This is a genomic window from Burkholderia sp. PR2, assembly GCF_052372875.1.
Classification (GTDB): domain Bacteria; phylum Pseudomonadota; class Gammaproteobacteria; order Burkholderiales; family Burkholderiaceae; genus Burkholderia; species Burkholderia diffusa.
The window spans coordinates 1,493,545-1,520,510 of sequence record NZ_JBQRWH010000004.1; the positions used below are offsets into that span (position 1 = coordinate 1,493,545).

18 protein-coding genes are annotated in these 26,966 nt (G+C 64.6%); 9 read left to right on the forward strand and 9 right to left on the reverse strand.

Features of this window, described 5'->3' with window-relative positions; translation table 11 throughout:
- Positions 1-90: 90 nt before the first annotated feature.
- From infB to truB, 3 genes are all read left to right on the forward strand, one after another.
- Positions 91-3,012 carry a translation initiation factor IF-2 gene (gene infB / locus ACT2FV_RS24175; RefSeq protein ID WP_444504951.1) on the forward strand — a complete coding sequence of 974 codons (2,922 nt, stop codon included), beginning with the start codon at positions 91-93 and terminating at the stop codon, positions 3,010-3,012.
- A 190-nt stretch (positions 3,013-3,202) separates the two neighbouring features.
- On the forward strand, positions 3,203-3,523 hold the full coding sequence (gene rbfA / locus ACT2FV_RS24180; RefSeq protein ID WP_409360411.1) for a 30S ribosome-binding factor RbfA: 321 nt from the start codon (positions 3,203-3,205) through the stop codon (positions 3,521-3,523).
- A 14-nt stretch (positions 3,524-3,537) separates the two neighbouring features.
- A complete protein-coding gene (truB, locus tag ACT2FV_RS24185) occupies positions 3,538-4,470 on the forward strand; it encodes a tRNA pseudouridine(55) synthase TruB (RefSeq protein ID WP_124625669.1) in 933 nt (310 codons plus the stop codon).
- A gap of 60 nt (positions 4,471-4,530) precedes the next feature.
- On the opposite strand, the gene ACT2FV_RS24190 is transcribed toward truB, so the two are convergent.
- The 5 genes from ACT2FV_RS24190 to ACT2FV_RS24210 all read right to left on the reverse strand — a co-directional run bounded on the left by ACT2FV_RS24190 (position 4,531) and on the right by ACT2FV_RS24210 (position 10,807).
- Positions 4,531-5,753, reverse strand: a protein-coding gene (locus ACT2FV_RS24190; RefSeq protein WP_108064697.1) for an IS3 family transposase whose coding sequence is annotated in 2 segments (ribosomal slippage) — positions 4,531-5,385 and positions 5,388-5,753 — 1,221 coding nt in all. Because the reading frame shifts where the segments join, the coding sequence is not laid out codon by codon here.
- A 121-nt stretch (positions 5,754-5,874) separates the two neighbouring features.
- Positions 5,875-7,434 (reverse strand): DHA2 family efflux MFS transporter permease subunit, encoded by a 1,560-nt coding sequence (locus tag ACT2FV_RS24195; protein ID WP_444504952.1) that lies wholly within the window; start codon positions 7,432-7,434, stop codon positions 5,875-5,877.
- A gap of 27 nt (positions 7,435-7,461) precedes the next feature.
- Positions 7,462-8,679, reverse strand: coding sequence for an HlyD family secretion protein (locus ACT2FV_RS24200; RefSeq protein ID WP_059608558.1), 1,218 nt, complete (start codon positions 8,677-8,679; stop codon positions 7,462-7,464).
- 52 nt (positions 8,680-8,731) lie between these two features.
- Complete coding sequence (locus tag ACT2FV_RS24205; protein ID WP_151048707.1) at positions 8,732-10,228, reverse strand: efflux transporter outer membrane subunit; 1,497 nt, start codon at positions 10,226-10,228, stop codon at positions 8,732-8,734.
- 87 nt (positions 10,229-10,315) lie between these two features.
- A complete protein-coding gene (locus ACT2FV_RS24210; protein WP_444504953.1) occupies positions 10,316-10,807 on the reverse strand; it encodes a MarR family winged helix-turn-helix transcriptional regulator in 492 nt (163 codons plus the stop codon).
- A gap of 324 nt (positions 10,808-11,131) precedes the next feature.
- On the opposite strand from ACT2FV_RS24210, the gene typA reads away from it, so the two are divergent.
- The 6 genes from typA to ACT2FV_RS24240 all read left to right on the forward strand — a co-directional run bounded on the left by typA (position 11,132) and on the right by ACT2FV_RS24240 (position 20,816).
- A complete protein-coding gene (gene typA, locus ACT2FV_RS24215) occupies positions 11,132-12,958 on the forward strand; it encodes a translational GTPase TypA (RefSeq protein WP_059467636.1) in 1,827 nt (608 codons plus the stop codon).
- Positions 12,959-13,275: 317 nt separating this feature from the next.
- A complete protein-coding gene (locus ACT2FV_RS24220; protein ID WP_059608555.1) occupies positions 13,276-16,140 on the forward strand; it encodes a 2-oxoglutarate dehydrogenase E1 component in 2,865 nt (954 codons plus the stop codon).
- Positions 16,141-16,276: 136 nt separating this feature from the next.
- Complete coding sequence (odhB, locus tag ACT2FV_RS24225) at positions 16,277-17,554, forward strand: 2-oxoglutarate dehydrogenase complex dihydrolipoyllysine-residue succinyltransferase (RefSeq protein WP_444504954.1); 1,278 nt, start codon at positions 16,277-16,279, stop codon at positions 17,552-17,554.
- Positions 17,555-17,635: 81 nt separating this feature from the next.
- Positions 17,636-19,066: a dihydrolipoyl dehydrogenase gene (gene lpdA, locus ACT2FV_RS24230; protein WP_057924323.1), complete on the forward strand. Its 1,431-nt coding sequence runs from the start codon at positions 17,636-17,638 to the stop codon at positions 19,064-19,066.
- Between the two features lie 98 nt (positions 19,067-19,164).
- The gene (gene zapE, locus ACT2FV_RS24235) at positions 19,165-20,262 is read left to right on the forward strand and encodes a cell division protein ZapE (RefSeq protein WP_124625682.1); all 1,098 of its coding nucleotides are present in this window, start codon (positions 19,165-19,167) and stop codon (positions 20,260-20,262) included.
- A 143-nt stretch (positions 20,263-20,405) separates the two neighbouring features.
- The gene (locus ACT2FV_RS24240) at positions 20,406-20,816 is read left to right on the forward strand and encodes a transposase (protein WP_059608552.1); all 411 of its coding nucleotides are present in this window, start codon (positions 20,406-20,408) and stop codon (positions 20,814-20,816) included.
- A gap of 102 nt (positions 20,817-20,918) precedes the next feature.
- Here ACT2FV_RS24240 and ACT2FV_RS24245 read toward each other — a convergent pair whose 3' ends face one another.
- From ACT2FV_RS24245 to ACT2FV_RS24260, 4 genes are all read right to left on the reverse strand, one after another.
- Positions 20,919-21,380 (reverse strand): DUF2147 domain-containing protein, encoded by a 462-nt coding sequence (locus ACT2FV_RS24245; protein ID WP_124625684.1) that lies wholly within the window; start codon positions 21,378-21,380, stop codon positions 20,919-20,921.
- A gap of 166 nt (positions 21,381-21,546) precedes the next feature.
- Positions 21,547-23,232, reverse strand: a complete 1,686-nt coding sequence (locus ACT2FV_RS24250; protein WP_059608550.1) for a ShlB/FhaC/HecB family hemolysin secretion/activation protein — start codon at positions 23,230-23,232, stop codon at positions 21,547-21,549.
- A gap of 144 nt (positions 23,233-23,376) precedes the next feature.
- A complete protein-coding gene (locus ACT2FV_RS24255; RefSeq protein WP_444504955.1) occupies positions 23,377-24,804 on the reverse strand; it encodes a collagen-like triple helix repeat-containing protein in 1,428 nt (475 codons plus the stop codon).
- 40 nt (positions 24,805-24,844) lie between these two features.
- Positions 24,845-26,533 carry a collagen-like triple helix repeat-containing protein gene (locus ACT2FV_RS24260; protein ID WP_059608548.1) on the reverse strand — a complete coding sequence of 563 codons (1,689 nt, stop codon included), beginning with the start codon at positions 26,531-26,533 and terminating at the stop codon, positions 24,845-24,847.
- Between the last annotated feature and the right edge of the window lie 433 nt (positions 26,534-26,966).

A 26,966-nucleotide genomic window follows, 5' to 3' on the forward strand; every position in this document is an offset into this window, starting at 1 on the left:
AAATGACCATGGCGCACTGATTTGATGGCGGCCGTATGGCCTGACCCGATGCTAACCGCAAGGAATCGGTCCTTGCACTAAGAGGAATGAATGGCGAGTAACAACGTAGCCCAATTTGCCGCGGAACTGAAAATGCCTGCTGGTGTGCTGCTCGAACAGCTGCAGGCAGCGGGCGTCCAGAAAGCGAGTGAAGACGATGCGCTGTCCGAGGCGGACAAGGCGCGTCTGCTCGATCATTTGCGCAAGTCGCACGGCGCAACCGACGGCGACAAGCGCAAGATCACGCTGACCCGCAAGCATACGTCGGAGATCAAGCAGTCTGACGCGACGGGCAAGGCTCGCACCATTCAGGTCGAGGTCCGCAAGAAGCGTACGTTCGTCAAGCGCGACGACGTGGCCGAGGGTGCGGAGCAGGGTCAGGCGCAAGTCGCCGAAGCGGATGACGATGCGGATCTGAAGCGTCGCGAGGAAGAAGCGCGCCGCGAGGCCGAGCTGCTCGAAAAGCAGGCGCAGGAACTGCGCGAGCGCCAGGAACGCCTCGAGCGCGAGGAAGCCGAGCGCCGTGCCCGCGAGGAAGCGGCCGAAGCCGAGCGCCGCCGTGCCGAGGAAGAAGCAGCGGCGAAGCGCGCCGCGGCCGAAGCCGCAGCGGTACAGCAGGCTGCGGCCCAGCAGGCCGCTGAAGCCAAGCAGGAAGCAACCGGTGCGCAGTCCGCGCAGGACGAAGCACGCGCGGCCGCCGAACGTGCGGCCCAGCGTGAAGCGGCGAAGAAGGCCGAGGACGCTGCCCGCGAGGCGGCCGACAAGGCCCGGGCCGAGCAGGAAGAGATTCGCAAGCGTCGCGAGGCGGCCGAGGCCGAAGCGCGCGCGATCCGCGAAATGATGAACACGCCGCGCAAGGCCGTGGTCAAGGCAGTCGAGCCGCCGAAGCCGGTGGAACCGCCGAAGCCGGCCGAAGCGAAGGGCACGCTGCACAAGCCGGCCAAGCCGGCAGGCGCAGGCGCGCAGGCACGTCCGGCCGTGAAGAAGCCGGCCGGCGCAGCGCCGGCGACGACGCAGGCACCGGCAGGCGCGGGCGACCGCAACAAGAAGCCGGGCGGCGGCAAGGGCGGCTGGCAGGACGACGCGGCCAAGCGCCGCGGCATCAAGACGCGCGGCGATTCGAGCGGTGGCGTCGACCGCGGTTGGCGCGGCGGCCCGAAGGGTCGCGGCCGTCACCAGGACAGCGCATCGACGTTCCAGGCACCGACCGAGCCGATCGTGCGTGAAGTGCACGTGCCGGAAACCATCTCGGTTGCCGATCTTGCACACAAGATGTCGATCAAGGCCTCCGAAGTCATCAAGGTGATGATGAAGATGGGCCAGATGGTCACGATCAACCAGGTGCTGGACCAGGAAACGGCGATGATCGTCGTCGAGGAACTGGGTCACCGCGCGGTCGCCGCGAAGCTGGACGATCCGGAAGCACTGCTGGTCGAAGGCGAGACCGGTACCGATGCGGAGCAACTGCCGCGTCCGCCGGTCGTCACCGTGATGGGTCACGTCGACCACGGCAAGACCTCGCTGCTCGACCACATCCGCCGCGCGAAGGTTGCAGCGGGCGAAGCGGGCGGCATTACGCAGCACATCGGCGCATATCACGTCGAAACGCCGCGCGGTGTCATCACGTTCCTCGATACGCCGGGTCACGAGGCGTTCACGGCAATGCGTGCACGCGGCGCGAAGGCGACCGACATCGTCGTGCTGGTGGTGGCTGCCGACGACGGCGTGATGCCGCAGACGAAGGAAGCCATCGCTCACGCGAAGGCGGGTGGCGTGCCGATCGTCGTGGCGATCAACAAGATCGACAAGCCGGAAGCGAACCCGGACCGCGTCAAGCAGGAACTGGTCGCGGAAGGCGTCGTGCCGGAAGAATACGGTGGTGATTCGCCGTTCGTGCCGGTGTCGGCGAAGACGGGTGCCGGTATCGACGACCTGCTCGAGAACGTGCTGCTGCAGGCCGAAGTGCTGGAACTGAAGGCACCGATCGAGGCGCCGGCCAAGGGCATCGTGATCGAAGCGAAGCTGGACAAGGGCAAGGGCCCGGTCGCGACGATCCTGGTGCAGTCCGGTACGCTGAACCGTGGCGACATCGTGCTGGCAGGCACGGCTTATGGCCGCGTGCGTGCGATGCTCGACGAGAACGGCAAGCCGACGAAGGAAGCCGGCCCGTCGATCCCGGTCGAAATCCAGGGTCTGTCGGAAGTGCCGGGTGCGGGCGAGGAAGTGATCGTGCTGCCGGACGAGCGCAAGGCGCGCGAAATCGCGCTGTTCCGCCAGGGCAAGTTCCGCGACGTCAAGCTGGCGAAGCAGCAGGCCGCGAAGCTGGAAAGCATGCTCGAGCAGATGGGCGAAGGCGAAGTGCAGAACCTGCCGCTCATCATCAAGGCGGACGTGCAGGGCTCGCAGGAAGCACTCGTGCAGTCGCTGCTCAAGCTGTCGACCGACGAAGTGCGCGTGCAGATCGTGCACAGCGCGGTGGGCGGCATCAGCGAAAACGACGTCAACCTCGCGACGGCATCGAAGGCGGTCATCATCGGCTTCAACACGCGTGCGGATGCACAGGCGCGCAAGCTGGCCGAAGCGAACGGTATCGACATTCGCTACTACAACATCATCTACGACGCAGTGGATGAGGTGAAGGCCGCGATGTCGGGCATGCTGGCGCCGGAGAAGCGCGAAGTCGTGACGGGCATGGTCGAGGTGCGCCAGGTGTTCAAGGTGCCGAAGGTCGGTACGGTTGCCGGCTGTATGGTCACCGACGGTATCGTCAAGCGTTCGTCGTCGGTTCGCGTGCTGCGCAACAACGTCGTGATCTTCACGGGCGAACTCGAATCGCTGAAGCGCTTCAAGGACGACGTGAAGGAAGTCAAGCAAGGCTTCGAGTGCGGTATGTCGGTGAAGAACTTCAACGACGTCATCGAAGGCGACCAGTTCGAAGTCTTCGAAGTAACTGAAGTCGCACGTACGCTGTAATCATCGCGTATCGGCTCTTGGGCGGGGCAGGCTTGAGCCTGTCCCGCCCATTTTCATGGTGGCGTGCCAACAGCGCGCCGCTTTATCCTGATAAACGGATCACGGATCGATCATGTCCAGGAAACGTACTTCCCCCAATCGCAACGTTCAGATTGCAGACCAGATTCAACGCGATCTGTCCGAACTCATCATGCGCGAGGTCAAGGACCCGCGCATCGGCATCGTGACCATCCAGAGTGTGGAGCTCACGCCGGACTACGCGCACGCGAAGGTCTATTTCACGGCGCTCACCGGCGATCCGGAGAAGACGCAGGAAGCGCTGAACCACGCATCGGGTCACCTGCACAACCTGCTGTTCAAGCGCCTGCACATCCATACGGTGCCGACGCTGCATTTCCATTACGACCAGACGATCGAAAAGGCGGTGGAAATGTCGCGCCTGATCAAGGAAGCCAACTCGACGCGCGCGAAGGACGACGACGAAGCCGACGCGCCTGCGAAGGGCGAGTGAGCGCGCGTGCCCCAATGACGACTGCAGCTCCTCAGCGTCCACGCGTGCCGCGGCGCGCGCTGGACGGCGTCCTTCTGCTCGACAAGCCGGTCGGCCTGTCGAGTAACGACGCCCTGATTCGCGCGAAGCGCCTGCTTCTCGCGAAGAAAGCCGGCCATACCGGCACGCTCGATCCGCTGGCCTCGGGTCTGTTGCCGCTGTGCTTCGGCGAGGCGACGAAGTTCTCGCAGGACTTGCTGGAAGCGGACAAGACCTACGAAGCGACGATGCGCCTCGGCGTGCGCACGACCACCGGCGATGCTGAAGGCGACGTGCTCGACACGCGCGCCGTCGAATGCGACCGGACTGCGGTGGAGGCGGCGCTCGCTCGCTTTACCGGCGAGATCGTGCAGGTGCCGCCGATGTATTCGGCGCTCAAGCGCGACGGCAAGCCGCTGTACGAATATGCGCGCGCGGGCCAGACCGTCGAACGGGAAGGCCGCAACGTGACGATCCATGCGCTCGACCTGCTGGCCTGCGAACTACCGGACGTGACGTTTCGCGTGACTTGTAGCAAGGGTACGTATGTGCGCACGCTGGCGGAGGATATCGGCGAGGCGCTCGGTTGCGGCGCGCATCTGACGATGCTGCGTCGCACGGGCGTCGGCGCTCTGACGCTCGAGCACGCGGTGACGCTGGACGCGCTGTCCGACGCCACCGAAGCAGCGCGCGACGCGTGGCTTCAGCCGGTCGACGCGCTGCTGTCGACGTTTCCGCTGGTGCGTCTCGACGAAGCCTGCGCGAAGCGGTTCCTGCATGGCCAGCGTCTGCCGTTGTCGGCGCTCGATCCGATCGACGCGGCAGAGGGCGAGCGGGTGCGCGTGTACGACGCGGTGCGGCTGCTCGGCGTCGCCCGCAAGGCAAACGGCGTGCTTGCGCCTGAACGTCTCGTCGTGACGGCTCAATGATGCACGGCGCGCTGGCGCCCATCGTGTCAAGTCCTGGAATAGGTTGACAGTATCCAGGCGCTAGAACGCCCGATGCACCGCATCGGGCGTTTTGTATTTCAGCGCGGCATGTGGCCGTTCATGGTTGTAGATGTGTACCGACTGTTCGACCATCTTGGCGGCCTGTTCAAGGTCCGCAGGACGTTGCAACAGGAACTCCCCCTTGAGAATGCCGTTGACCCGCTCAGCCAGCGCATTCTGATAGCAGTCGTAGCCGTCCGTCATTGAACAGCGCAGGCCGTGATGCCGATGGATGTCCTGATAGTAGGTCGAACAGTACTGGACCCCGCGATCGGAGTGATGGATCAACGGCTGCCGGCTCCGGCGCTTGCGCAACGCCTTCTTGAGCGCCTGACTGACCTGCTCGGTTTGCAGGCTGTCGTGAACGTGATGACCGACGATCTTGCGCGAGAACGCATCCGTGACGAGACTCAAATACACAAACGGGCCAGCCGTCGGCAGATACGTGATGTCGGCCACCCACACTTGTTCGGGGCCGGTCGGCACGATTTGATCCGGCCCGGGTTTCAGTAGATTCGGATGACGCCGGAAGCGGTGATGGCTATGGGTGGTCTTGTGATACGCCCGGTGCGGTACGACCAGTAGGCGCGCGGCACGCAGCACGTCGAACAGCCGATCTCGCCCCAGCTTGATGCCGCGCTCGACCAACGCTGGCCCGAGCAGATGATGGAGCTTGCGTGTGCCCAGCCTCGGCTGGCGAAGCCGCACGTCTCGCACCAGCGCAGTGACGGTCTCGCTCTGCGAGCAACGGTGTTCCTCGCTGCGGCATCGCTTGTAATACGCTTGGCGGCTGATACCCATGTATCGGCAGGCCCGCTCGACGCTCAGCTTTTCGATCCGCTTTTGCGCGACGACCTGCCTGAAGGCTTTTTTACGGTGATCCCGTAATCCTTGCGCATCACGTCGACCACGGCTTCGAATAGCGCGGCTTTCTCCTGCGCCTGTCGCAACTGCGTCTCCAACTCCTTGATGCGCTGCTCCGGTGTGAGCGGCTTTGAGTCTTGCTTTGACATGGTGGAACCCGATCGCGCACGGCCGGATGGATCGGCCCAATCCTGCAAGCCGTGCTTACGTAACCATACCAGCACGGTCGAGCGCCCCTGGATGCCGTAGCGTCGCTGTGCCTCTTTGTACGTCAGTTCGCCTTTTTCGACCTGCGCCACCACCGACAGTTTAAAAGCCAGGCTGTAGTCCCGCTGCGTTCGCTTGATCCCTTGCTCCATTTGGCACCTCTTCGTTTCGGCGAAAAAGTGTCAACCTATTTCAGGACGGGTCATCGAAATGAAAAAAGCCCGGTCTCGACCGGGCTTTTTGCTGCGTGAGCGTGTGGGGGCGCGGGCCGGCTCAGTGTGCAGCCGACGCGGCCGCACCCGCATCGCCGCCGCCCGCGCGTTCGGGCTTCGTGATCCAGATCAGTCCGATCAGCAGCACGAAGATCGCCGCCGAGATGTAGAAGAGATCGTTCACGCCGAGCTGCGCGGCCTGCTGCGTGGCCATGTTGTTGATGAGGCCATGCGCCTGGTCCTGCGTCAGCCCGAGGTTGCCCATCTGCGTGACGGCCTGGTTGAACGTCGGGTTGTACGGATTGGTCTGCTCGACCAGTTGCGCGTGATGGAAGTTGTTGCGGTGATCCCACGCGGTCTGGAAGATCGACGTGCCGATACCGCCGCACATGATCCGCACGAAGTTCGACAGGCCCGATGCCGCGGGAATGCGGTGGCCGGGCAGGCCGGACAGCGTGATCGACACGAGCGGAATGAAGAAGCCCGCCATCGCGATGCCTTGCACGAGCGTCGGCAACGTCAGCGACCACTCGTCGACGCCGGTCGTGTAACGCGAGCGCATCCAGAAACACAGTGCGAACGTGAGAAACGCGGCGGTCGCGATGTAGCGTGGATCCGTGCGCGGCAGGAACTTGCCGGTCAGCGGCGACAGCAGGATCGCGAACAGTCCGACCGGTGCCATGACCAGGCCTGCGTCGGTTGCCGTGTAGCCGATCTGGGTTTGCAGCCAGAGCGGCAGCAGCACGAGGTTGCCGAAGTAGAGGCCGTAACCGACCGCGAGCGCGATCGTGCCGCCCGTGAAGTTGCGCATCCGGAACAGCGACAGGTCCACGACCGGGTGTTCGGCAGTCAGCTCCCAGATCACGAAGAACGCGAACGAGATGAGTGCGATCAGCGCGAGCGCGATGATCGTCGTCGACGCGAACCAGTCGAGATCCTTGCCCTTGTCGAGCATGATCTGCAGCGAGCCGACCCACAGCACGAGCAGCGCGAGACCGACCCCGTCGATCGGTGCGCGGCGCACCGTCGATTCGCGTGTCCGATAGATCGACCACGTGGCGAGTGCGGCGGCGATGCCGACCGGGATGTTCACGTAAAAGATCCACGGCCACGAATAATTGTCCGAGATCCAGCCGCCGAGAATCGGCCCGGCGACCGGCGCGATCAGCGTCGTCATCGACCATAGCGCGAGCGCCATTGGCGCTTTCGCGCGTGGGTAGCTCGACAGCAGCAGCGATTGCGACAGCGGAATCATCGGCCCGGCGACCGCGCCCTGCAGCACGCGCGACGCGAGCAGGAACGGCAGGCTGGGTGCGAGGCCGCACATCCACGACGAGATGACGAACAGGATGATCGACGCGAGGAACAGGCGAACCTGTCCGAACCGGTCGGTCAGCCAGCCCGTGAGCGGCACGGAGATCGCGTTCGCGACCGCGAACGACGTGATGACCCACGTGCCCTGGTCGGACGACACGCCGAGGTCGCCCGAGATGGTCGGGATCGCGACGTTCGCGATGGACGTGTCGAGCACGTTCATGAACACCGCGAGCGATACCGCGATCGTCCCGAGCACGAGTTGCCCGCCTTGCAGCGGCGGGTGGGAGACAGGAGCCTGTGCCATGTCGGTAGTTTTCCGGAGTCGGAACCGTTACATCATTTTGGCTGCGTTGGTCGATTTCGCCGCGGCCGGGGCCGGCGCGTTGCCGCCGGCGTTCTCGGCGATGATGCGCGCGATCTCGGCGTCGGCTTCGTCGCCATACTTCGCGAACACGTTCGTCTCGTAGACGGTGTTCTGCGCGTTCGCAAGCTGGTCGCCGCGCTCGTCCTTGATGTCGACGTCGACCTGCATCGACAGGCCGATGCGCAGCGGGTGCTTCTCGAGGTCCTTCGGATCGATCTCGATGCGCACCGGCAGGCGCTGCACGACCTTGATCCAGTTGCCCGTCGCGTTCTGCGCCGGCAGCAGCGAGAACGCCGAGCCCGTGCCGGCCGAGAAGCCGACGACCTTGCCGTGGTAGACCGCCGACGAGCCGTAGATATCGGCCGTCAGTTCGACCGGCTGGCCGACGCGCATGTGCTTGAGCTGGACTTCCTTGAAGTTGGCGTCGACCCACACCGCGTTCAGCGGTACGACCGACATCAGCGGGTTGCCGGGCGACACGCGCTGGCCGACCTGCACCGAGCGCTTCGCGACATAGCCGGTGACCGGCGCGGGCAGCACGTTACGCGCGTTCGCGAGGTACGCGTCGCGAACCTTCGCCGCCGCGGCCAACACGTTCGGGTGCGATGCGATCGTCGTGTTCGCTGTCAGTGCGCGGTTCGACGCGAGCTGCTGTTGCGCCGCGTCGACCGACGCCTGCGCGGCGCGCACCGCGTCACGTGCATGGGAGATTTCTTCCTGCGATACGGCGCCCGTCTGCGCGACGGCCATCCGGCGGCGCAGGTCGTCCTGCGCCTTCGACAGGTCGGACTGGCGCAGCGCGACTTGCGCGCGGTACTGGTCGTCGTTGACGAACAGGCCGCGCACCTGGCGCACCGTCTGCGCGAGGTTGGCCTCGGCCTGCTGCAGCGCGACCTGCGAATCGGCCGGATCGAGGACGACGAGCGGATCGCCGGCCTTGACCGTCTGCGTATCGTCCGCCTTCACGGCGATCACGGTGCCGGTGACCTGCGGCGTGATCTGTACGACGTTGCCGTTCACGTATGCGTCGTCGGTCTCTTCATGGAAGCGCGCGACGAGGAAGTAGTACAGGCCATACGCGATGGCCGCGATCACGATGACCGCGATCAGCAGCGTCATCATCCGCTTGCGCTTCCCGTTGTTCTGCGGCTGGGCGCTGGCGGCATTTTGTTGAGGGTCGCTCATGGCGATTTTCTCCGTCCGTTATTTCGAGTGTCTGCGTAGTGGTGGCGCCGGATCAGTTGGCAGCCTGTTTCGTGTGCTGGTCGGCGTCGGGCGCGGCGAGCCGCGTGCCGGTCGCGTCGAACCCGCCGCCGAGCGCCTTGATCAGCGCGAGCTGCATGTCGCGCCGGCGCATCTTCAGGTTGGTCACGGTCTGTTCCGACACGAGGCGGTTGCTGTCGGCGGTCAGCACCTGCAGCTGCGGCGACAGGCCGGCCTTGTAGCGGATCACGGCGAGGTCGTACGCGCGCGTCGAGGCGTCGAGCGCACGCTGCGCGTCGTCCATCTGGCGATCGACCGCGCGGATCGACGCGACCTGGGTGGCGACGTCGTTCAGCGCGTTGATCAGCGTCTGGTTGTAGTTGGCGACCGACAGGTCGAAGTCCGCATAGCGGCCCTTGAGCTGTGCGCGCAATGCGCCGGCATCGAAGATCGGCAGATGGATGGCCGGGCCGAACTGCGCCTGGCGGCTCGCGAAGTTCAGGAATTTGCCCCAGCCGAACGCATCGAAGCCGAAGCCTGCCGCGAGGTTCACGTCCGGGAAGAACTCGGCCTTCGCCTCCTTCACGTCGTGCATCGCGGCCTCGACCTGCCAGCGCGCGGCGACGATGTCGGGACGGCGCGATATGAGGTCGGCCGGCAGGTTGCCGGGCAGTGCGATTTCGCCTGTCGGGTTCATCACCGGCGCGGCGATCTGCAGCCCGCGGTCCGGCCCCTTGCCGAGCAGTGCGGCGAGTTGGTAGCGCACGGTCGTGATCTGGCCGTCGAGGTCGGACAGCGACGCCTGGGTCGTCGCGATGTTGCCGCGCGCGGTTTGGCGCTCCACGTTGGTGTCGAGGCCGGCCGACACGCGGCCGTCGGTGATCTTGCCGACCGTCTGGCGGTTGGTGATCTCGCGCTGCGCGATGTCGCGCAGCGCGTACAGTTGCGCAAGCGAGTTGTAGGTGCGGGCGACCGACGATGCGAGCGTGATGCGCGCCTGCTGCATGTCCGCTTCGGCGGCTTTTTCCTGCGACACGGCCGTATGCAGGCGCTCGCGGTTCTTGCCCCACAGGTCGAGATCCCACGACGCGCTCGCGAGCGCGTTGTTCTCGCTGTACCACTGGCCGCCGTACGGGGGCGGAAACAGCGCGTTCGACGAATACAGTTCGCGCGTCCACGAGTAGCTGGCTTCGGCCTTCGGCATCAGGTTCGAGCGCGACGATTCGATGTACGACGACGCCTTCGCGATGCGCGCCTGTGCCTGCGCGATCGACGGGCTGCCCTGAAGCGCCTCGTCGATCAGCTTCGGCAGCTGCGGATCGCCGAACTGGTTTGCCCAGTCGAGCGCCGGCCACTGGCCGCCCTGGGCGGGCAGGCTCTGGGCGGTTTCGAATTGCGACGCGGGAGCGATCTGCTTGTCGCTCTTGATGCCGATGTAGTTTGCGCAGCCCGCCAGCGCCAGCGCGGCGACTGCAGCGGCGACGGCGGCGCGGCACGACCCGGCGCGCAGGGACAACGGGGAGGATTTCATCGCGCTGTTTTCTGACTCGGAATGAATGATGGACACTGCAAGGATTTCCTTACATTAATCTGTCAAAAGTAATTGTTATGGCAACTATTACGTGATGGTGCCGCCGGCCGTCTCGCAATAGTTGCTGAGAATGCGGCGCAGCATGCTCTTCGGGAAACCGACTTCTTCCGGCGTAAAGCCGTCGAGCAGCTCGTCGAGCACGCTGCGAAACACCGGCGGCAGCCGCTCGGCCAGCGCGCGGCCTTCGTCGGTCAGCTCGAGGCGCACGACCCGCCGATCCTCGATGCTGCGCACACGGGACAGCAGGCCGCGCTTCTCGACCCGATCGAGCAGGCGCGTGACCGCGCTCGCGTCGATCCCGTATTCCCGAGCGAGCTCGGCGGCCGTCGAGCATTTGCCGACCGCGATCATGAACAGCATGCTCGCCTGCGTGCCCGTGATGCCGAGCTCTTCCTGCGTGCGCTGCGTGACGAGGTTGGTCATCACCGATTTCACGCGAGACATCAGATAACCGACGCTGTCGTTCATCTGATACGAAGACAGCGGCGAAACAGGCGATTGGGAAGGAGAATCCGACATAAAACCCTGAAGCTGCAATAGTTGACTAGGCAGCAGTATAGGCACAATTGCTTGCCGCGGCAAATGTTAATCGAACGGGCGAGGGCGCGCTCCGTGGCCCCAAAATCCCCTTATCGGCGTCAGGGTTTTCGGCGTGCCGTCGGGCCCGTTGGTCGCGAGCTGGGCAGCGGAAGGGCGGGGTCGTTTGTTGCGCTGCAACGAACAGCCCGGCTCTCGCCACTCTCACGTGCTATAATTTGTGGTTTCCAAGCTGCAACGCGCGCGCACGTGTCCCGGTGACTGACGAGCGTGCGCGTTTGCGCGTTCAACGATTTCCAGGTTTCTATGACCCGCGCCCTTCGCAACATCGCCATCATCGCTCACGTCGACCACGGCAAGACCACGCTCGTCGACCAACTGCTCCGCCAGTCCGGCACCTTCCGCGAGAACCAGCAGATTGCCGAGCGAGTGATGGACTCGAACGACATCGAAAAAGAGCGCGGGATCACGATTCTCGCGAAGAACTGCGCGGTCGAATATGAAGGCACGCACATCAACATCGTCGATACGCCGGGGCACGCGGACTTCGGTGGCGAGGTGGAGCGCGTGCTGTCGATGGTCGACTCGGTGCTGCTGCTCGTCGACGCCGTCGAGGGCCCGATGCCGCAAACGCGCTTCGTCACGAAGAAGGCGCTCGCGCTCGGCCTTAAGCCGATCGTCGTCATCAACAAGATCGACCGTCCGGGCGCGCGGATCGACTGGGTCATCAACCAGACCTTCGACCTGTTCGACAAGCTCGGCGCGACCGAAGAGCAGCTCGACTTCCCGATCGTCTACGCATCGGGCCTCAACGGCTACGCGTCGCTCGATCCGGCGACCCGCGAAGGCGACATGCGCCCGCTGTTCGAGGCGATTCTCGCGCACGTGCCGGTTCGCCCGGCCGATCCGGAAGCGCCGCTGCAGCTCCAGATCACGTCGCTCGACTATTCGACGTACGTCGGCCGGATCGGCGTCGGCCGCATCACGCGCGGCCGCATCAAGCCGGGTCAACCGGTCGTGATGCGCTTCGGTCCGGAAGGCGACGTGCTGAACCGCAAGATCAACCAGGTGCTGTCGTTCAAGGGCCTCGAGCGCGTGCAGGTCGAGTCGGCGGAAGCCGGCGACATCGTGCTGATCAACGGTATCGAAGACGTCGGCATCGGCGCGACGATTTGCGCGGTCGATACGCCGGAAGCGCTGCCGATGATCACCGTTGACGAGCCGACGCTGACGATGAACTTCCTCGTCAACTCGTCGCCGCTGGCTGGCCGCGAAGGCAAGTTCGTGACGAGCCGCCAGATCCGCGATCGTCTGATGAAGGAACTGAATCACAACGTCGCGCTGCGCGTGAAGGACACGGGCGACGAAACGGTGTTCGAAGTGTCGGGCCGCGGCGAACTGCACCTGACGATTCTCGTCGAGAACATGCGCCGTGAAGGCTATGAGCTGGCCGTGTCGCGTCCGCGCGTCGTGATGCAGGAAATCGACGGCGTGCGGCACGAGCCGTACGAGCTGCTGACCGTCGACGTCGAGGACGAGCATCAGGGCGGCGTGATGGAAGAGCTGGGTCGCCGCAAGGGCGAAATGCTCGACATGGCATCGGACGGCCGCGGCCGCACGCGCCTGGAGTACAAGATCTCGGCGCGTGGCCTGATCGGCTTCCAGAGCGAATTCCTGACGCTCACGCGCGGCACGGGCCTGATGAGCCACATCTTCGACTCGTACGCACCGGTGAAGGACGGCTCGGTCTTCGAGCGCCGCAATGGCGTGCTGATCTCGCAGGACGACGGCGCTGCCGTGGCGTACGCACTGTGGAAGCTGCAGGATCGCGGCCGCATGTTCGTGAAGCCGGGCGATGCGCTGTATGAGGGCATGATCATCGGCATCCACAGCCGCGACAACGACCTCGTCGTCAACCCGATCAAGGGCAAGCAGCTGACCAACGTGCGTGCGTCGGGTACCGACGAAGCCGTGCGTCTCGTGCCGCCGGTCCAGATGTCGCTCGAATACGCGGTCGAATTCATCGACGACGACGAGCTCGTGGAAGTGACGCCGCAGTCGATCCGTCTGCGCAAGCGCTTCCTGAAGGAGCACGAGCGTCGCCGCGCGAGCCGCGAAGGCGCGGTCGACTAAGCATCGGCTGTTCCCGTGCATGACGAAAAAGGCTGCCCTTGGGCGGCCTTTTTTGCATCTGCGCAGTGTGCAATCGGGCGGGTTGCAAAACACTGTTCCCGCGCGTCGTGGCAATCCGGCGAAACGCCGCCACGCGGTGCTTTCAGGCACATTTCGTCGTGAACTCCGGTATCGGTTCTGTGATATGCTGCGCGCACGCAAGTTTTAGGTCCTTCCAAGCAAGACTTGATTCGCAATCCGCTAAACGGTCAGGCCGTGTCGCGGAAGGTTGAGTAACCCGCTATTTCTCGAGAAGCTCGAAGAAAGGTGAGCGTAAAATGTCAGATGTAATGAAGCAGTTTCAGCTGAACTCCTATCTGTTCGGCGGCAATGCTTCGTACGTTGAAGAACTGTACGATGCATACCTCAACAATCCGGCATCGGTGCCGGAGAATTGGCGAGAGTATTTCGACGCGCTGCAGAACGTGCCTGCAACCGACGGCTCGAATGCCAATGACGTTGCTCATTTCCCGATCGTCGAATCGTTTGCCGAGCGTGCGAAGGCCAATGCCTTCATCCCGCGCGAAAGCACGAGCAATCTGGCGACCGCACGCAAGCAGGTCCACGTCCAGTCCCTCATCAGCGCATATCGCTTCCTCGGCTCGCAATGGGCCAATCTGGATCCGCTGAAGCGTCGCGAACGTCCCGCCATCCCCGAACTCGAACCCGCGTTCTACGACTTCTCCGAAGGCGACCTCGACCAGACGTACAGCGCAAGCAACCTGTATTTCGGTTTCGACCAGGCTTCGCTGCGCGACATCGTCAAGGGCCTGCGTGACACGTACTGCGGCACGATCGGCGCCGAATACATGTACATCAGCGATCCGGAGCAGAAGCGCTGGTGGCAGGAGCGTCTGGAATCGACCCGCGCGACGCCGTCCTTCTCGATCGACAAGAAGAAGCACATCCTGAATCGCCTGACGGCAGCGGAAGGCCTCGAGCGCTATCTGCACACCAAGTACGTCGGCCAGAAGCGCTTCTCGCTCGAAGGCGGCGAAAGCTTCATCGCGGCGATGGACGAAGTCGTCCAGCACGCAGGCAAGACCGGCGTGCAGGAAATCATCATCGGCATGGCGCACCGCGGCCGTCTGAACGTGCTGGTCAACACGCTGGGCAAGATGCCGGCCGACCTGTTCGCCGAATTCGAAGGCAAGCACGTCGACGACCTGCCGGCAGGTGACGTGAAGTACCACAAGGGCTTCTCGTCGGACGTGTCGACCGAAGGCGGCCCGGTCCACCTGTCGCTCGCGTTCAACCCGTCGCACCTCGAAATCGTGAACCCGGTGGTCGAAGGTTCGGCGAAGGCACGGATGGATCGTCGCGGCGACGAAGACGGCCTGCAGGTGCTGCCGGTTCAGATCCACGGTGACGCGGCCTTCGCTGGCCAGGGTGTCGTGATGGAAACGCTGAACCTCGCGCAGACGCGCGGTTACGGCACGCACGGCACGCTGCACATCGTCATCAACAACCAGATCGGCTTCACGACGTCCGACCCGCGCGACGCGCGTTCGACGCTGTACTGTACCGACGTGGTCAAGATGATCGAAGCGCCGGTGCTGCACGTGAACGGCGACGATCCGGAAGCCGTCGTGCTCGCGATCCAGATCGCGATCGACTACCGGATGCAGTTCCACAAGGATGTCGTGATCGACATCGTCTGCTTCCGCAAGCTGGGTCACAACGAGCAGGACACGCCGGCGGTCACGCAGCCGCTGATGTACAAGAAGATCGCGCAGCACCCGGGCACCCGTGCGCTGTACGCCGAGAAGCTCGTGCAGCAGGGCGTGATCACCGCGGAAGACGCCGACAACTACGTGAAGGCGTACCGCAAGGCGATGGACGACGGCCACCACACCGTCGATCCGGTTCTGTCGAACTACAAGAGCAAGTACGCGGTCGACTGGGTTCCGTTCCTGAACCGCAAGTGGACGGATGCAGCCGATACGGCCGTGCCGCTCGCCGAACTGAAGCGCCTCGGCGAACGCATCACGACGGTCCCGGAAAACTTCAAGGTCCACCCGCTCGTCGAGCGCGTGATCAACGACCGCCGCAACATGGCGCGCGGCGACCAGCCGCTCGACTGGGGCATGGGCGAACACCTCGCATTCGCTTCGCTCGTCGCATCGGGCTACTCGGTGCGCCTGACGGGCCAGGACTCGGGCCGCGGCACGTTCACGCACCGTCACGCGGTGCTGCACGACCAGAACCGCGAGCGCTGGAACGACGGCACGTACGTGCCGCTGCAGAACATCGCTGAAGGCCAGGCGAAGTTCACGGTGATCGACTCGGTGCTGTCGGAAGAAGCGGTGCTGGGCTTCGAATACGGTTACTCGACCGCCGAGCCGAACACGCTCGTGCTGTGGGAAGCCCAGTTCGGCGACTTCGTCAACGGCGCGCAGGTCGTGATCGACCAGTTCATCTCGTCGGGCGAAGTGAAGTGGGGCCGCGTGTCGGGTCTCACGATGCTGCTGCCGCACGGCTACGAAGGCCAGGGTCCGGAACACTCGTCGACGCGTATCGAGCGTTTCCTGCAGCTGTGTGCCGATCACAACATGCAGGTCGTTCAACCGACGACGCCGGCGCAGATTTTCCACCTGCTGCGTCGCCAGATGATCCGTCTGTTCCGCAAGCCGCTGATCGTCGCAACGCCGAAGTCGCTGCTGCGTCACAAGGAAGCGGTGTCGGACCTGTCGGAACTCGCGAAGGGTTCGTTCCAGCCGGTGATCGGCGAAACCGACGGCGGCATCGACGCGAAGAAGGTCAAGCGCGTGCTGGCATGCTCGGGCCGCGTGTATTACGACCTCGTCGCACACCGCCGCGAAGCGAAGGCGAACGACGTCGCGATCATCCGTATCGAGCAGCTGTATCCGTTCGCGCACAAGCAGTTCGAAGCCGAAATGAAGAAGTACGAGAACGCGACTGAAGTGGTCTGGGTGCAGGACGAGCCGCAGAACCAGGGCCCCTGGTTCTACGTCGAGCACCACCTGAAGGAGGGCATGAAGGAAGGGCAGAAGCTGGCATACAGCGGCCGTCCGGCTTCGGCCTCGCCGGCGGTTGGCTACTACGCGAAGCACTACGAGCAGCAGAAGGCCCTCATCGAAGGTGCGTTCGGCCGCCTGAAGAGCGCATCGATCGCGAAATAACCGACGTCAAGCGAAACGGGAAGGCGCGCTGCGCTTTCCCGTGTCTTTTGGCCCGCCGGGCGCGTCGCGCGCCGCAACGGCCGAAGGAATCGCACGAACCTCGTCATTACCCAGATTAAGCATCCAGGAAAATCACATGGCTATCGTAGAAGTCAAAGTCCCCCAGCTTTCGGAGTCGGTTTCGGAAGCCACCATGCTGCAGTGGAAGAAGAAGCCGGGCGAAGCAGTCGCGCAGGACGAAATCCTGATCGAACTCGAGACCGACAAGGTCGTGCTTGAAGTGCCGGCACCGGCCGCGGGCGTGCTCGCGCAAGTGCTGCAGAACGACGGTGACACGGTCGTCGCCGACCAGATCATCGCGACGATCGACACCGAAGCGAAGGCAGGTGCTGCCGAGGCAGCGGCGGGTGCCGCCGAAGTGAAGCCGGCAGCAGCACCCGCTGCAGCCGCACCGGCAGCGCAGCCGGCTGCCGCAGTTGCATCGAGCTCGGCCGCTGCATCGCCGGCCGCAGCAAAGCTGCTGGCCGAGAAGGGCCTGTCGACGGGCGACGTCGCGGGTTCGGGCCGCGACGGCCGCGTCACGAAGGGCGACGCGCTGGCCGTAGGCAGCGCGCCGAAGGCCGCTCCGGCCGCCGCACCGGCGAAGACCGCCGCAGCAAAGCCGTCGCTGCCGGAAGTGAAGGTGCCGGCGTCGGCCGCGACGTGGCTGAACGACCGTCCGGAACAGCGCGTGCCGATGTCGCGCCTGCGTGCGCGTATCGCCGAGCGTCTGCTCGAGTCGCAGCAGACCAACGCAATCCTGACGACGTTCAACGAAGTCAACATGGCTCCGGTCATGGAGCTGCGCAACAAGTACAAGGACAAGTTCGAGAAGGAACATGGCGTGAAGCTCGGCTTCATGTCGTTCTTCGTGAAGGCGGCCGTGCATGCGCTGAAGAAGTTCCCGCTCGTGAACGCGTCGATCGACGGTAACGATATCGTCTACCACGGCTACTTCGACATCGGTATCGCCGTCGGCTCGCCGCGCGGCCTCGTGGTGCCGATCCTGCGCAATGCCGATCAACTGAGCCTCGCGGACATCGAGAAGAAGATTGCCGAATTCGGCCAGAAGGCGAAGGACGGCAAGCTGTCGATCGAGGAAATGACGGGCGGTACGTTCTCGATCTCGAACGGCGGTGTGTTCGGCTCGATGCTGTCGACGCCGATCATCAACCCGCCGCAGTCGGCCATCCTCGGCGTGCACGCGACGAAGGAGCGCCCGGTCGTCGAAAACGGCCAGATCGTGATCCGTCCGATCAACTACCTGGCACTGTCGTACGACCACCGCATCATCGACGGCCGCGAAGCCGTCCTGTCGCTCGTCGCGATGAAGGATGCGCTGGAAGATCCGGCACGCCTGCTGCTCGACCTGTAAGCCGAGTCTCACTGCATTGACCCGCTCCGCACGCTCGCGTACACGCGCGACCGTGCGGGCGTACAAGTAGAAAGGATTGTCATGTCCAAGGAATTTGACGTCGTCGTGATCGGCGCTGGCCCCGGCGGCTACATCGCCGCGATTCGCGCCGCGCAGCTCGGCAAGACCGTTGCCTGTATCGAGAAGTGGAAGAACCCGGCCGGCGCGCTGAAGCTCGGCGGTACCTGCCTGAACGTCGGCTGCATTCCGTCGAAGGCGCTGCTCGCTTCGTCGGAAGAGTTCGAGAACACGTCGCATCACCTGGCCGACCACGGCATCACGGTCGACGGCGTGAAGATCGACGTCGCGAAGATGCTCGGCCGCAAGGATGCGATCGTCGAGAAGATGACGAGCGGGATCGAGTTCCTGTTCAAGAAGAACAAGATCACCTGGCTGAAGGGCCATGGCAAGTTCACCGGCAAGACCGACGCCGGCGTGCAGATCGAAGTGAGCGGCGAGGGTGAAGCCGAAGTCGTCACCGCGAAGAACGTGATCATCGCGACGGGCTCGAAGGCGCGTCACCTGCCGAACATTCCGGTCGACAACAAGATCGTGTCGGACAACGAAGGTGCGCTGACGTTCGACTCGGTGCCGAAGAAGCTCGCCGTGATCGGCGCAGGTGTGATCGGCCTCGAACTCGGCTCGGTGTGGCGTCGCCTGGGCGCCGAAGTGACGGTGCTCGAAGCGCTGCCGGCGTTCCTCGGCGCAGCCGACGAAGCGCTCGCGAAGGAGGCGGCCAAGCTGTTCAAGAAGCAAGGCCTCGACATCCATCTCGGCGTGAAGATCGGTGACGTGAAGACGACGGCGAACGGCGTGTCGATCGCCTACACCGACAAGGACGGCAACGCGCAGACGCTCGACGCCGACCGCCTGATCGTGTCGGTCGGCCGCGTGCCGAACACCGACAACCTCGGCCTCGAGGCGATCGGCCTGAAGGCGAACGAGCGCGGTTTCATCGACGTGGACGACCACTGCCGTACCGCGGTGCCGAACGTCTATGCGATCGGCGACGTGGTGCGTGGCCCGATGCTCGCGCACAAGGCGGAAGACGAAGGCGTGCTGGTCGCGGAAGTGATCGACGGCCAGAAGCCGCACATCGACTACAACTGCATTCCGTGGGTGATCTACACGTACCCGGAAATCGCATGGGTCGGCAAGACGGAACAGCAACTGAAGGCGGAAGGCCGCGAGATCAAGTCGGGCAAGTTCCCGTTCTCGATCAACGGTCGCGCGCTCGGCATGAACGCGCCGGACGGTTTCGTGAAGATGATCGCGGATGCGAAGACCGACGAACTGCTCGGCGTGCACGTGATCGCCGCGAACGCGTCGGACCTGATCGCGGAAGCCGTGGTGGCGATGGAGTTCAAGGCGGCGTCGGAAGACATCGCCCGCATCTGCCATCCGCACCCGTCGATGTCGGAAGTGATGCGCGAAGCGGCGCTCGCCGTCGACAAGCGCTCGCTGAACAGCTGAGCACGGTGTAGCGCCTGCCGGCCATCGGCCGGCGCAGCCGTCTCATGACGAAGGCGGGCGGGGTTTCCCGCTCGCCTTCGTTCTTTCCGGTTTGCCCGATGAACGTCACCGAATACTACACGCGCGAATTGACCACGCGCGGCTATCAGTCCGATCCCGCCCAGCGCGCGGCCGTCGATCGCCTGCAGCGCTGTTTCGACGAGTGGGTCGAATACAAGTCACGCCGCTCGAACGCGTTCAAGAAGCTCATCATTCATCCGGACCTGCCGCGCGGCGTCTACATGTGGGGCGGCGTCGGCCGCGGCAAGAGCTTCCTGATGGACAGCTTCTACGCGGTGGTGCCCGTGCAGCGCAAGACGCGCCTGCACTTCCACGAATTCATGCGTGAGGTACACCGCGAACTCGAGGAACTGAAAGGACAGGCCGATCCGCTCGACGAGCTCGCGCGACGCATCGCCAAGCGCTACCGACTGATCTGCTTCGACGAATTCCATGTGTCGGACATCGCGGACGCGATGATCCTGTACCGGCTGCTCGATCGCCTGTTCAACAACGGCGTGCAGTTCGTGATGACGTCCAACTACGATCCCGACGATCTGTATCCCGACGGCCTGCATCGCGACCGCATGCTGCCGGCGATCGCGCTGATCAAGCAAAAGCTCGACGTGCTGAACGTCGACGCGGGCGTCGACTATCGCCAGCGCACGCTCGCGCAGGTGCAGATGTACCACACGCCGCTCGGCGCGGACGCCGATCGCGAACTGCGTCATGCATTCGGGAAGCTCGCCGCGGTGCCGGACGAAAGCCCGATCCTGCATATCGAGAAGCGCGAGCTGAAGGCGCTGCGCAAGGCCGACGGGGTCGTCTGGTTCGATTTCGCGACGCTGTGCGGCGGCCCGCGTTCGCAGAACGATTATCTCGAGCTTGCCAGCCGCTTCCATGCGATCGTGCTGTCGGAAGTGCCGCAGATGTCGCCGCGGATGGCGTCCGAGGCGCGGCGCTTCACCTGGCTCATCGACGTGCTGTACGACCACAAGGTCAAGCTGCTGATGTCCGCCGCGGTGCCGGCGGAGCAGTTGTACGTCGAAGGACCGATGGCGAACGAATTCGCGCGCACGGTATCGCGGATCGTCGAGATGCAGTCGAAGGAGTACCTCGAAACGCCGCGCCGTATCGTCGATACTTCGCTGACCTGATCGCGGTTTTCGACAAGCGACGGAGTTCAAACGTCAATTCCGGTCAAATTCCCGCAATCTCGGGGTATTTTCGGACTTGTCTTATGTTCAGGGTTGAGGGCAGTCGATATCGTGTGTCATGGTTCCTAAGGCTGGAGATGTCCATGACACCGTATCGCGATCTGACCGACCATGAGTGGCGCTGCGTCGTACCGCTTCTGCCCGAAATGCAGCCGCGCACCGAGTTGCGCGGCCGTCCGTTGGCCAACACGCGCGCCGTCCTGAACGGCGTACTCTGGGTGATTTACAGCGGCGCGACCTGGTCCGCGATGCCGCGTCGCTACCCTTCGTACCAGACATGCCATCGCCGCTTCAAGGTCTGGCACGAGACCGGCACGTTGATGCAGGTGATGCGCGAGCTGTACGGCGACGCCGGCGTGAATCTGTGCAAGGAACTGTCCACGCGCATGCGCAAGCACGCGCAGTCGAAGGCGGCGGAGGTGCGCAGTGCTGCGGCGCCTGCGTATCGTGCCCCCGGTAGCTATGCACCGGACGCGCTGAAGCATGCAGCGTGATGTCGATCGATTTCATTCACGCTCATATCAAAACAAAATCGGCCTGCGACGTCGTCGTCAGGCCGATTTTTCATTGCGTTGCGCGTATCGATGCGCTTCGCGTTATTGCGCGCGGACCCAGGTCTGCGATCGGCCGAGCAGCGACACGCCGATGTAGCCGCGCACGACGAGCTTCTGGCCGCCGTCTTCCAGCGACATCTTGCACTTGTAGACCTTGCCGTTTTCCGGGTCGAGGATATTGCCGCCGTCCCAGTGGTCGCCGTCCTTCTTCATCGCCTTGATGATCGTCATGCCCTTGATGAGCTGATCCTTGCGCTCGTCCGTGCATGCGGTGCAGCGGCGATCGGGCGTGTCGTTGGCGCCGAGGCCCTTGACGACCTTGCCCGACAGCGAGCCTTCGCCGTCATCGGCGATCTGCACGAGCGCCTTCGGCTGATGCGTGTTGTCGTCGATCGTCTGCCACATGCCGACGGGGTTGTCGGCTTGGGCGAACGCAGGTGCGGCGCAAGCGAGCAGCGCGCTTGCGATTGCCAGAGTGCGCAACGGGCGGGTCAGTTGAATCATCGTCTTCCTCCTTGTGTCATTTCGTATTCGATGCGCCCGCACGACCGTCTGCATGGGGCGGTGGCATGTTGCGAGCTTCGCCAGAATACGTGAAACCGCGCGCTGCGTTTGATAGAGGGGGTTCTAATCCAAACAGCCTGTGAGACGCAGGCTGTTTGGTGACCGATCAGTTGAGCTGATACGAGAACGCGGCATTCACGCGCGGGCTGCGCGACGCGCTTTCAACCGGCGCATCGCCCACCGGCTTCGCGATATTCAGGTCGAGACTGTAGTAACGGCTGTCCGTAAACCGCACGCCGATACCAACCGACGACAGGCGGCTCGGTGACGGCGTGCCGGTATGCAGATACACGCGCGCCATGTCGTACGCGATGTATGGCGTGACGGATTTCATATACGTCCAGCCCGGCGTGAAGCCGCGGTTGACCTCCAGCGACATTCCCCAGCCCGAGTCGCCCGACGTTTCGCCGGGCTGGTAGCCGAGCGCATAGCGCGTCGAACCGAACGAGATCTGTTCCGACGTCGGCAGCGAGTCGGGGCTGTACTGGCCGGTCAGCGAGACCGACGTGCCGATCTTGAACGGCCATTCGTTGGTCTGCGTGAAGGTTGCGCCGGTGCGGACGAACGTCAGCGAGATCGGGCTATCCACCGATGTCGTGTTCGAGCCGATCGTGATGTCCTGCGATTTCGACGCGCCGAGAATGTTGAAACCCTTCGCGACGTTGACGCTCAGCTTCTGTACCTGCTTGGCCGACACGCTCGTGTAGTCGAGCTGCATTTGCAGCACGCGGACCTGCGAGCGCGTGTCGATGCTGTTGCCGGAAATCTTGTTCTGGTAACGGTCCTCGTTGTGCGACGCATAGCCCGACACGGTGCCGAGCAGGCTGCGCTGGTTGTTCAGCAGCAACGGATAGGATGCCGAAAGACCGAGCTTCTCGTTCTTGACGGTGCGCTCGACGGTCGACGGCAGCCCCGGATTGTCGGTCGGCTTGCCGCGATACGTGCTGGCGTCGAGGCGTGTGACCAGGCCGCTGCTGCCGACCGGCACCGCGCCGCTGAACGCGACGTAGGTTTGCTTGTCGCGTCCGGGCGGCACCAGCGCGGAAATGCTCAATTGCTCGCCAAACGACGTGAGGCCGTTCTCCGTCGCGGTGATGAGGCCCTGAACGCCCGGGTGATTGAAATCGATGCCGGTGCTGATGTTGAATGCCTTGCGGTCGACGGCCAGTTCGAGCGTCGTTGCGCCGTCGGTCGTCTGCGGCGGCGGAACATTGGCCTTCACCGTCACGCCGGGCAGCAGGCCGAACGTGTTCACGTAGCGTTCGAACGTCGCGCGGCGCAGCGGGCGATCGGCCGTGATGTGCGCGGCGATCGCGCGGATCTTCGATTCCATCGCGCCGGGCTTGCCGGTGACCTTGACGTCCGACACATAGCCTTCGACCACTGTGACGCGCACGACACCGTTCTCGAACGTCTGCGCGGGAATGAACGCGAACGACAGCGCATAGCCGCGATCCTGGTACAGCTTGGTCACGCCGTTCGCGGTTTCGATCAGCTCGCCGATCGTGATGTCCTTGCCGACGAGGGGCGTGAAGCGACGCGAGATTTCGTCGAACGGCACCGACTTGACGCCTTCGACCTGGAACGTCGTCGGCGTCAGGTGCCGCGACAGCAGCTCCTGCAGTTGCGGTGCCTGCGGCGCGACCTGCACGGTGACGCTCGGGCCTTTCTGCGGTGCGTTGATCTGGGGGAGCGAATCGAGCGGGTTACCTGCCGCGCGCGTTTGTGCATGTGCCGTGCCTGCCGCCGCGATGGCGAGCAGCATCATCCATCTGTCGAGTCTGGATTTCATTTTTCTTCCTCGTAGGCCTTGCTTTTCGTCTTCTTTCTAATGCAGGCGCGCGACACCAGGGTGTCGCGCGCCGCGTGCCGCATTGCCGGTTGTGTTTGTACGGTCGCGCCTTTTGTTCCGGCTGCAAAGGCGCGAACGTCCTCCTTATTTGCCAACGCTACCCAGCGTGCCCAGCAACCCCGTTACCGGCGCGAGGAGCCCCGTCGAGCTGCCCGACGATGCCGACCCCGTCACGCCGCCGACGAGCGACGTGACCGGTGCGAGCGGATTCGACGAAGCCCCGGATCCCGCTGCACCGCCGACTGCTCCGGTGACAGTATTCAGCAAACCGGTGACAGGCGCGAGAGGGTTTGCACCGCCTGCGCCACCCGTTGCGCCGCCGAGCGTGCCCGTCACCGTCGACACGAGACCGGTGATCGGCGCGAGCGGGCCGCCGCTGGCGCCGCCCGCTGCACCGCCAAGTGCACCGGTGACGGTGGAGACGAGACCAGTAACCGGCGCGAGCGGGTTGCTGCCCGAGCCACCCGTTGCGCCACCGAGTGCGCCGGTGAGCGAACCGAGCGGCGTCGAACCGAGTCCGGACAGCAGGCCGCCGAGCGGGTTCGTCGAGCTGGAGCCCGACGACGAGCCGTTTTGTACGGTAGCCGTCGAGCCGCCGACGAGGCTCGTGATCAGGCCGGGGATCGGCGCCGCGCCGTTCGGCCCGTTCGGATTCACGAGCCCGCCTGCGTTGGTTACGGTGTTGCCGACCGCGGTGACGAGCTGGCCGACGTCGCCGACGAGCGGCTGATTCGACGTGCTGCCGACCTGCTTGCCCGCCGAGCTGATTGCGCCGCCGATCTGGCCCAGCAGGCCCGACACCGGTTGTCCGAGACCCGTGGTCGTGCCGACCTGCTGCGTGACCTGACCTGCGGTGATCACCAGCGGCGTGATTGCCGAACTGAGCGGCTGCGTCACTTGCTGCACGGCGCCCGACGACAACGTCGAGCCGATCGTCGTGCCCGCGGCCGACAGCCCGTTGGCGACCGTGTCGAGCACGGTGCCGACCGGCGTCGTGACAGGGGCGAGCGGCGCGAGCTGACCCGTGCCGAGTGCCTTGACCGTCGAGCTCAGCCCGGACACGGTGTTGCTCGTCGCACCGACGACGTTCCCGAGGCCGGCGACCGTCGTGCCGACGGGATCCTTGATCGAGCCGGTCTGTCCGAGCCCGTTGCTCAACGCATCGGCAGCCGCGTTGATGATCGTGCCGGTGCTCGAGACGGTGCTGCCGACGCCCTTCGTCACGCCGTCGCCGAGGCCCGGCACGCTGATGTTGCCGATCGTGCTGCCGAGATCGGTTGCGGTCTGGCCGATCGTGCTGACAGCGCCCTTGGTGCCGGTGGACGAGCCACTGGTGCCGCTCGTGCCGCTGGTACCGCTCGTGCCGCTGGAACTGCCGCCGTTGTTGCTGGACGGTGGCGTGCTGACGCTGTTGCCGCCGCAGGCAGCCAGCAGGCACGCTGCAGCGAAGGCGGTGAGGGGCGCGCGCCACTGGCGCAGGACGGCCGTCGTGATTGAACGTTGCTGGGACATGATGGACTCCTCGCTGTCTTGTCGATGAATGGATGTTCGATTACTTGCCGTGCGTGCCGCCGAGCAGGCCGCCGATCAGCGACGTGACAGGCGCGAGCAGATTCGAGCCCGAGCCCGAATTCGTGACGCCGCCCGTGGTGCCGCTCAGTGCCGGTACGCCGACCGTGCTGGTGACGGAGGACACCGCGCCCGTCACGGGGGCGAGCGGGTTGCCGCCGCCTGCGCCGCCCGTTGCGCTGCCGAGCGCGCCGGTGACCGTGGAGACCAGACCCGTGACCGGGGCGAGCGGACCGCTGCTGCCGCCGGCTACGCCGCCGAGTGCGCCCGTGACCGTGGAGAGAAGGCCGGTGACCGGAGCGAGCGGTCCGCCGCTGGTGCCGCCCGTCGCGCCGCCGAGTGCGCCCGTGACCGTGGAGAGCAGGCCGGTGACCGGAGCGAGCGGGCCGCCGCTGGTGCCACCCGTCGCGCCGCCGAGTGCGCCGGTGACGGTCGAGACGAGGCCGGTAACCGGGGCGAGCGGACCGCCGCTGGTGCCGCCCGTTGCGCCGCCGAGTGCGCCGGTGACGGTCGAGACGAGGCCGGTAACCGGGGCGAGCGGACCGCCGCTGGTGCCGCCCGTTGCGCCGCCGAGCGTACCGGTGACCGTCGTGAGGAGACCCGTGAGCGGCGCGAGCGGGTTGGTTGCGCCGCCGGTGCCGCCCGTGAGCAGGCCGCCGACGGTCTTCACGGTATTGCCGGCCGACGAGACGGTATTGCCGAGGCCGGTCGTGACGGGGTTGCCGCCCGTCGATGCGATCAGCGCGCCGCCCTGGTTCAGACCGTTGCCGATCGTGCCGAGCAGCATGTTGAGCGGGGCGCCGAGGCCGGTGGCCGTCCCGATCGTCTGCGTCGTCTGACCGACCATCGTCGTGATCGGCGTGATCGCCGAGCTGACCGTCTGCGTGACCTGCTGGATCGGACCGGTCGACAACACGTTGGACAGCGTGGTGCCGCCGTTCGATACGGCGTTGCCGACCTGCGTCACGAGGCCGCCGACTGCGCCGGTGACGGGAGCGAGCGGCGACAGCGGGCCGCTGCCGAGGCTCGTGACCAGGTTGCCGGTCTGCGTGACCGCGCCACCGAGCTGGCTCACCACGCCGCCGGTGCTGGCGACCGTGACGCCGACCGGGTCCTTCGTCGCGCCGAGCTGGCCGAGGCCGTTGCCGAGGCCATTTCCGAGCGCAGTCACCGCACCGCCGACGTTCTGCACGATGCCGCCTGCAGCCTGCGTCGTGGCCGGGTTGACGCCGGGCAGCGACTGGCTGCCGATCACGGAGCCGAGGCCGGATACGGTGCCGCCGAGATTCGTGACGAGATTGCCGCTGCTTGCGAGGACGGTTCCCACCGCGTTTGACGACACACCGGAGGTGCCGCTCGTGCCGCTGCTTGTTCCACTCGTGGTGCCGCTGGTGCTGCCGCTCGTCGAGCCGCTCGTGCTACCGCTGGTCGAGCCGCTGGTGCTCCCCGACGTGCTGCCGCTCGTTGAACCGGACGTGCCGCCCGAGGTACCGCCCGAGGTGCCGCCGCCCGATGTGGAGATCGAATCACCACCGCCGGAGCTGGAGCCACCGCTGAGCCCCTTGCTGATGGAACCGGAACCGCCGCACGCGGAGAGGGAAAGCATGGCTGCCACGGTGGCCGCGATCATAGTCGTCCGGAGCGTGCCATGAGGGATAACCTGAATGTCCATTTCGTCCTCGCATTGAAGCTGATGTTGTGTTGAGTGATGCGAGGATTACTCTGCAACTGTCGTGCCATTTCGACGGTCGGCGAGTCGACGATTGGTTTCAAACGAGCCAATTCCTTGTTGGAAAAAGGATTTAGGCAAAATGAAAGATTGTTGAATCTGTTTAAGAACGGTCGAATGGGAACGGTTTCGTCCGTTTCGTAACGTAACGTCACAACATTGGCGTTACGCGTGCGGCGTAACGTGAGGGGCGTGGAGGGCTGGCGGGCGGTCTGATTGTTTTACTGGTGGACTAGGTGTGCACATCTAACCTATCGTAAATCCTATGTGTAAATCGTACCGAAACGCCGTACAAATACGTTGTGCTCCCGGAAAGTTTTTTCGACCCGGTCTTAAAAGAGGTTGGAAGTTAAATAGGAACGGATATAGAATCCGG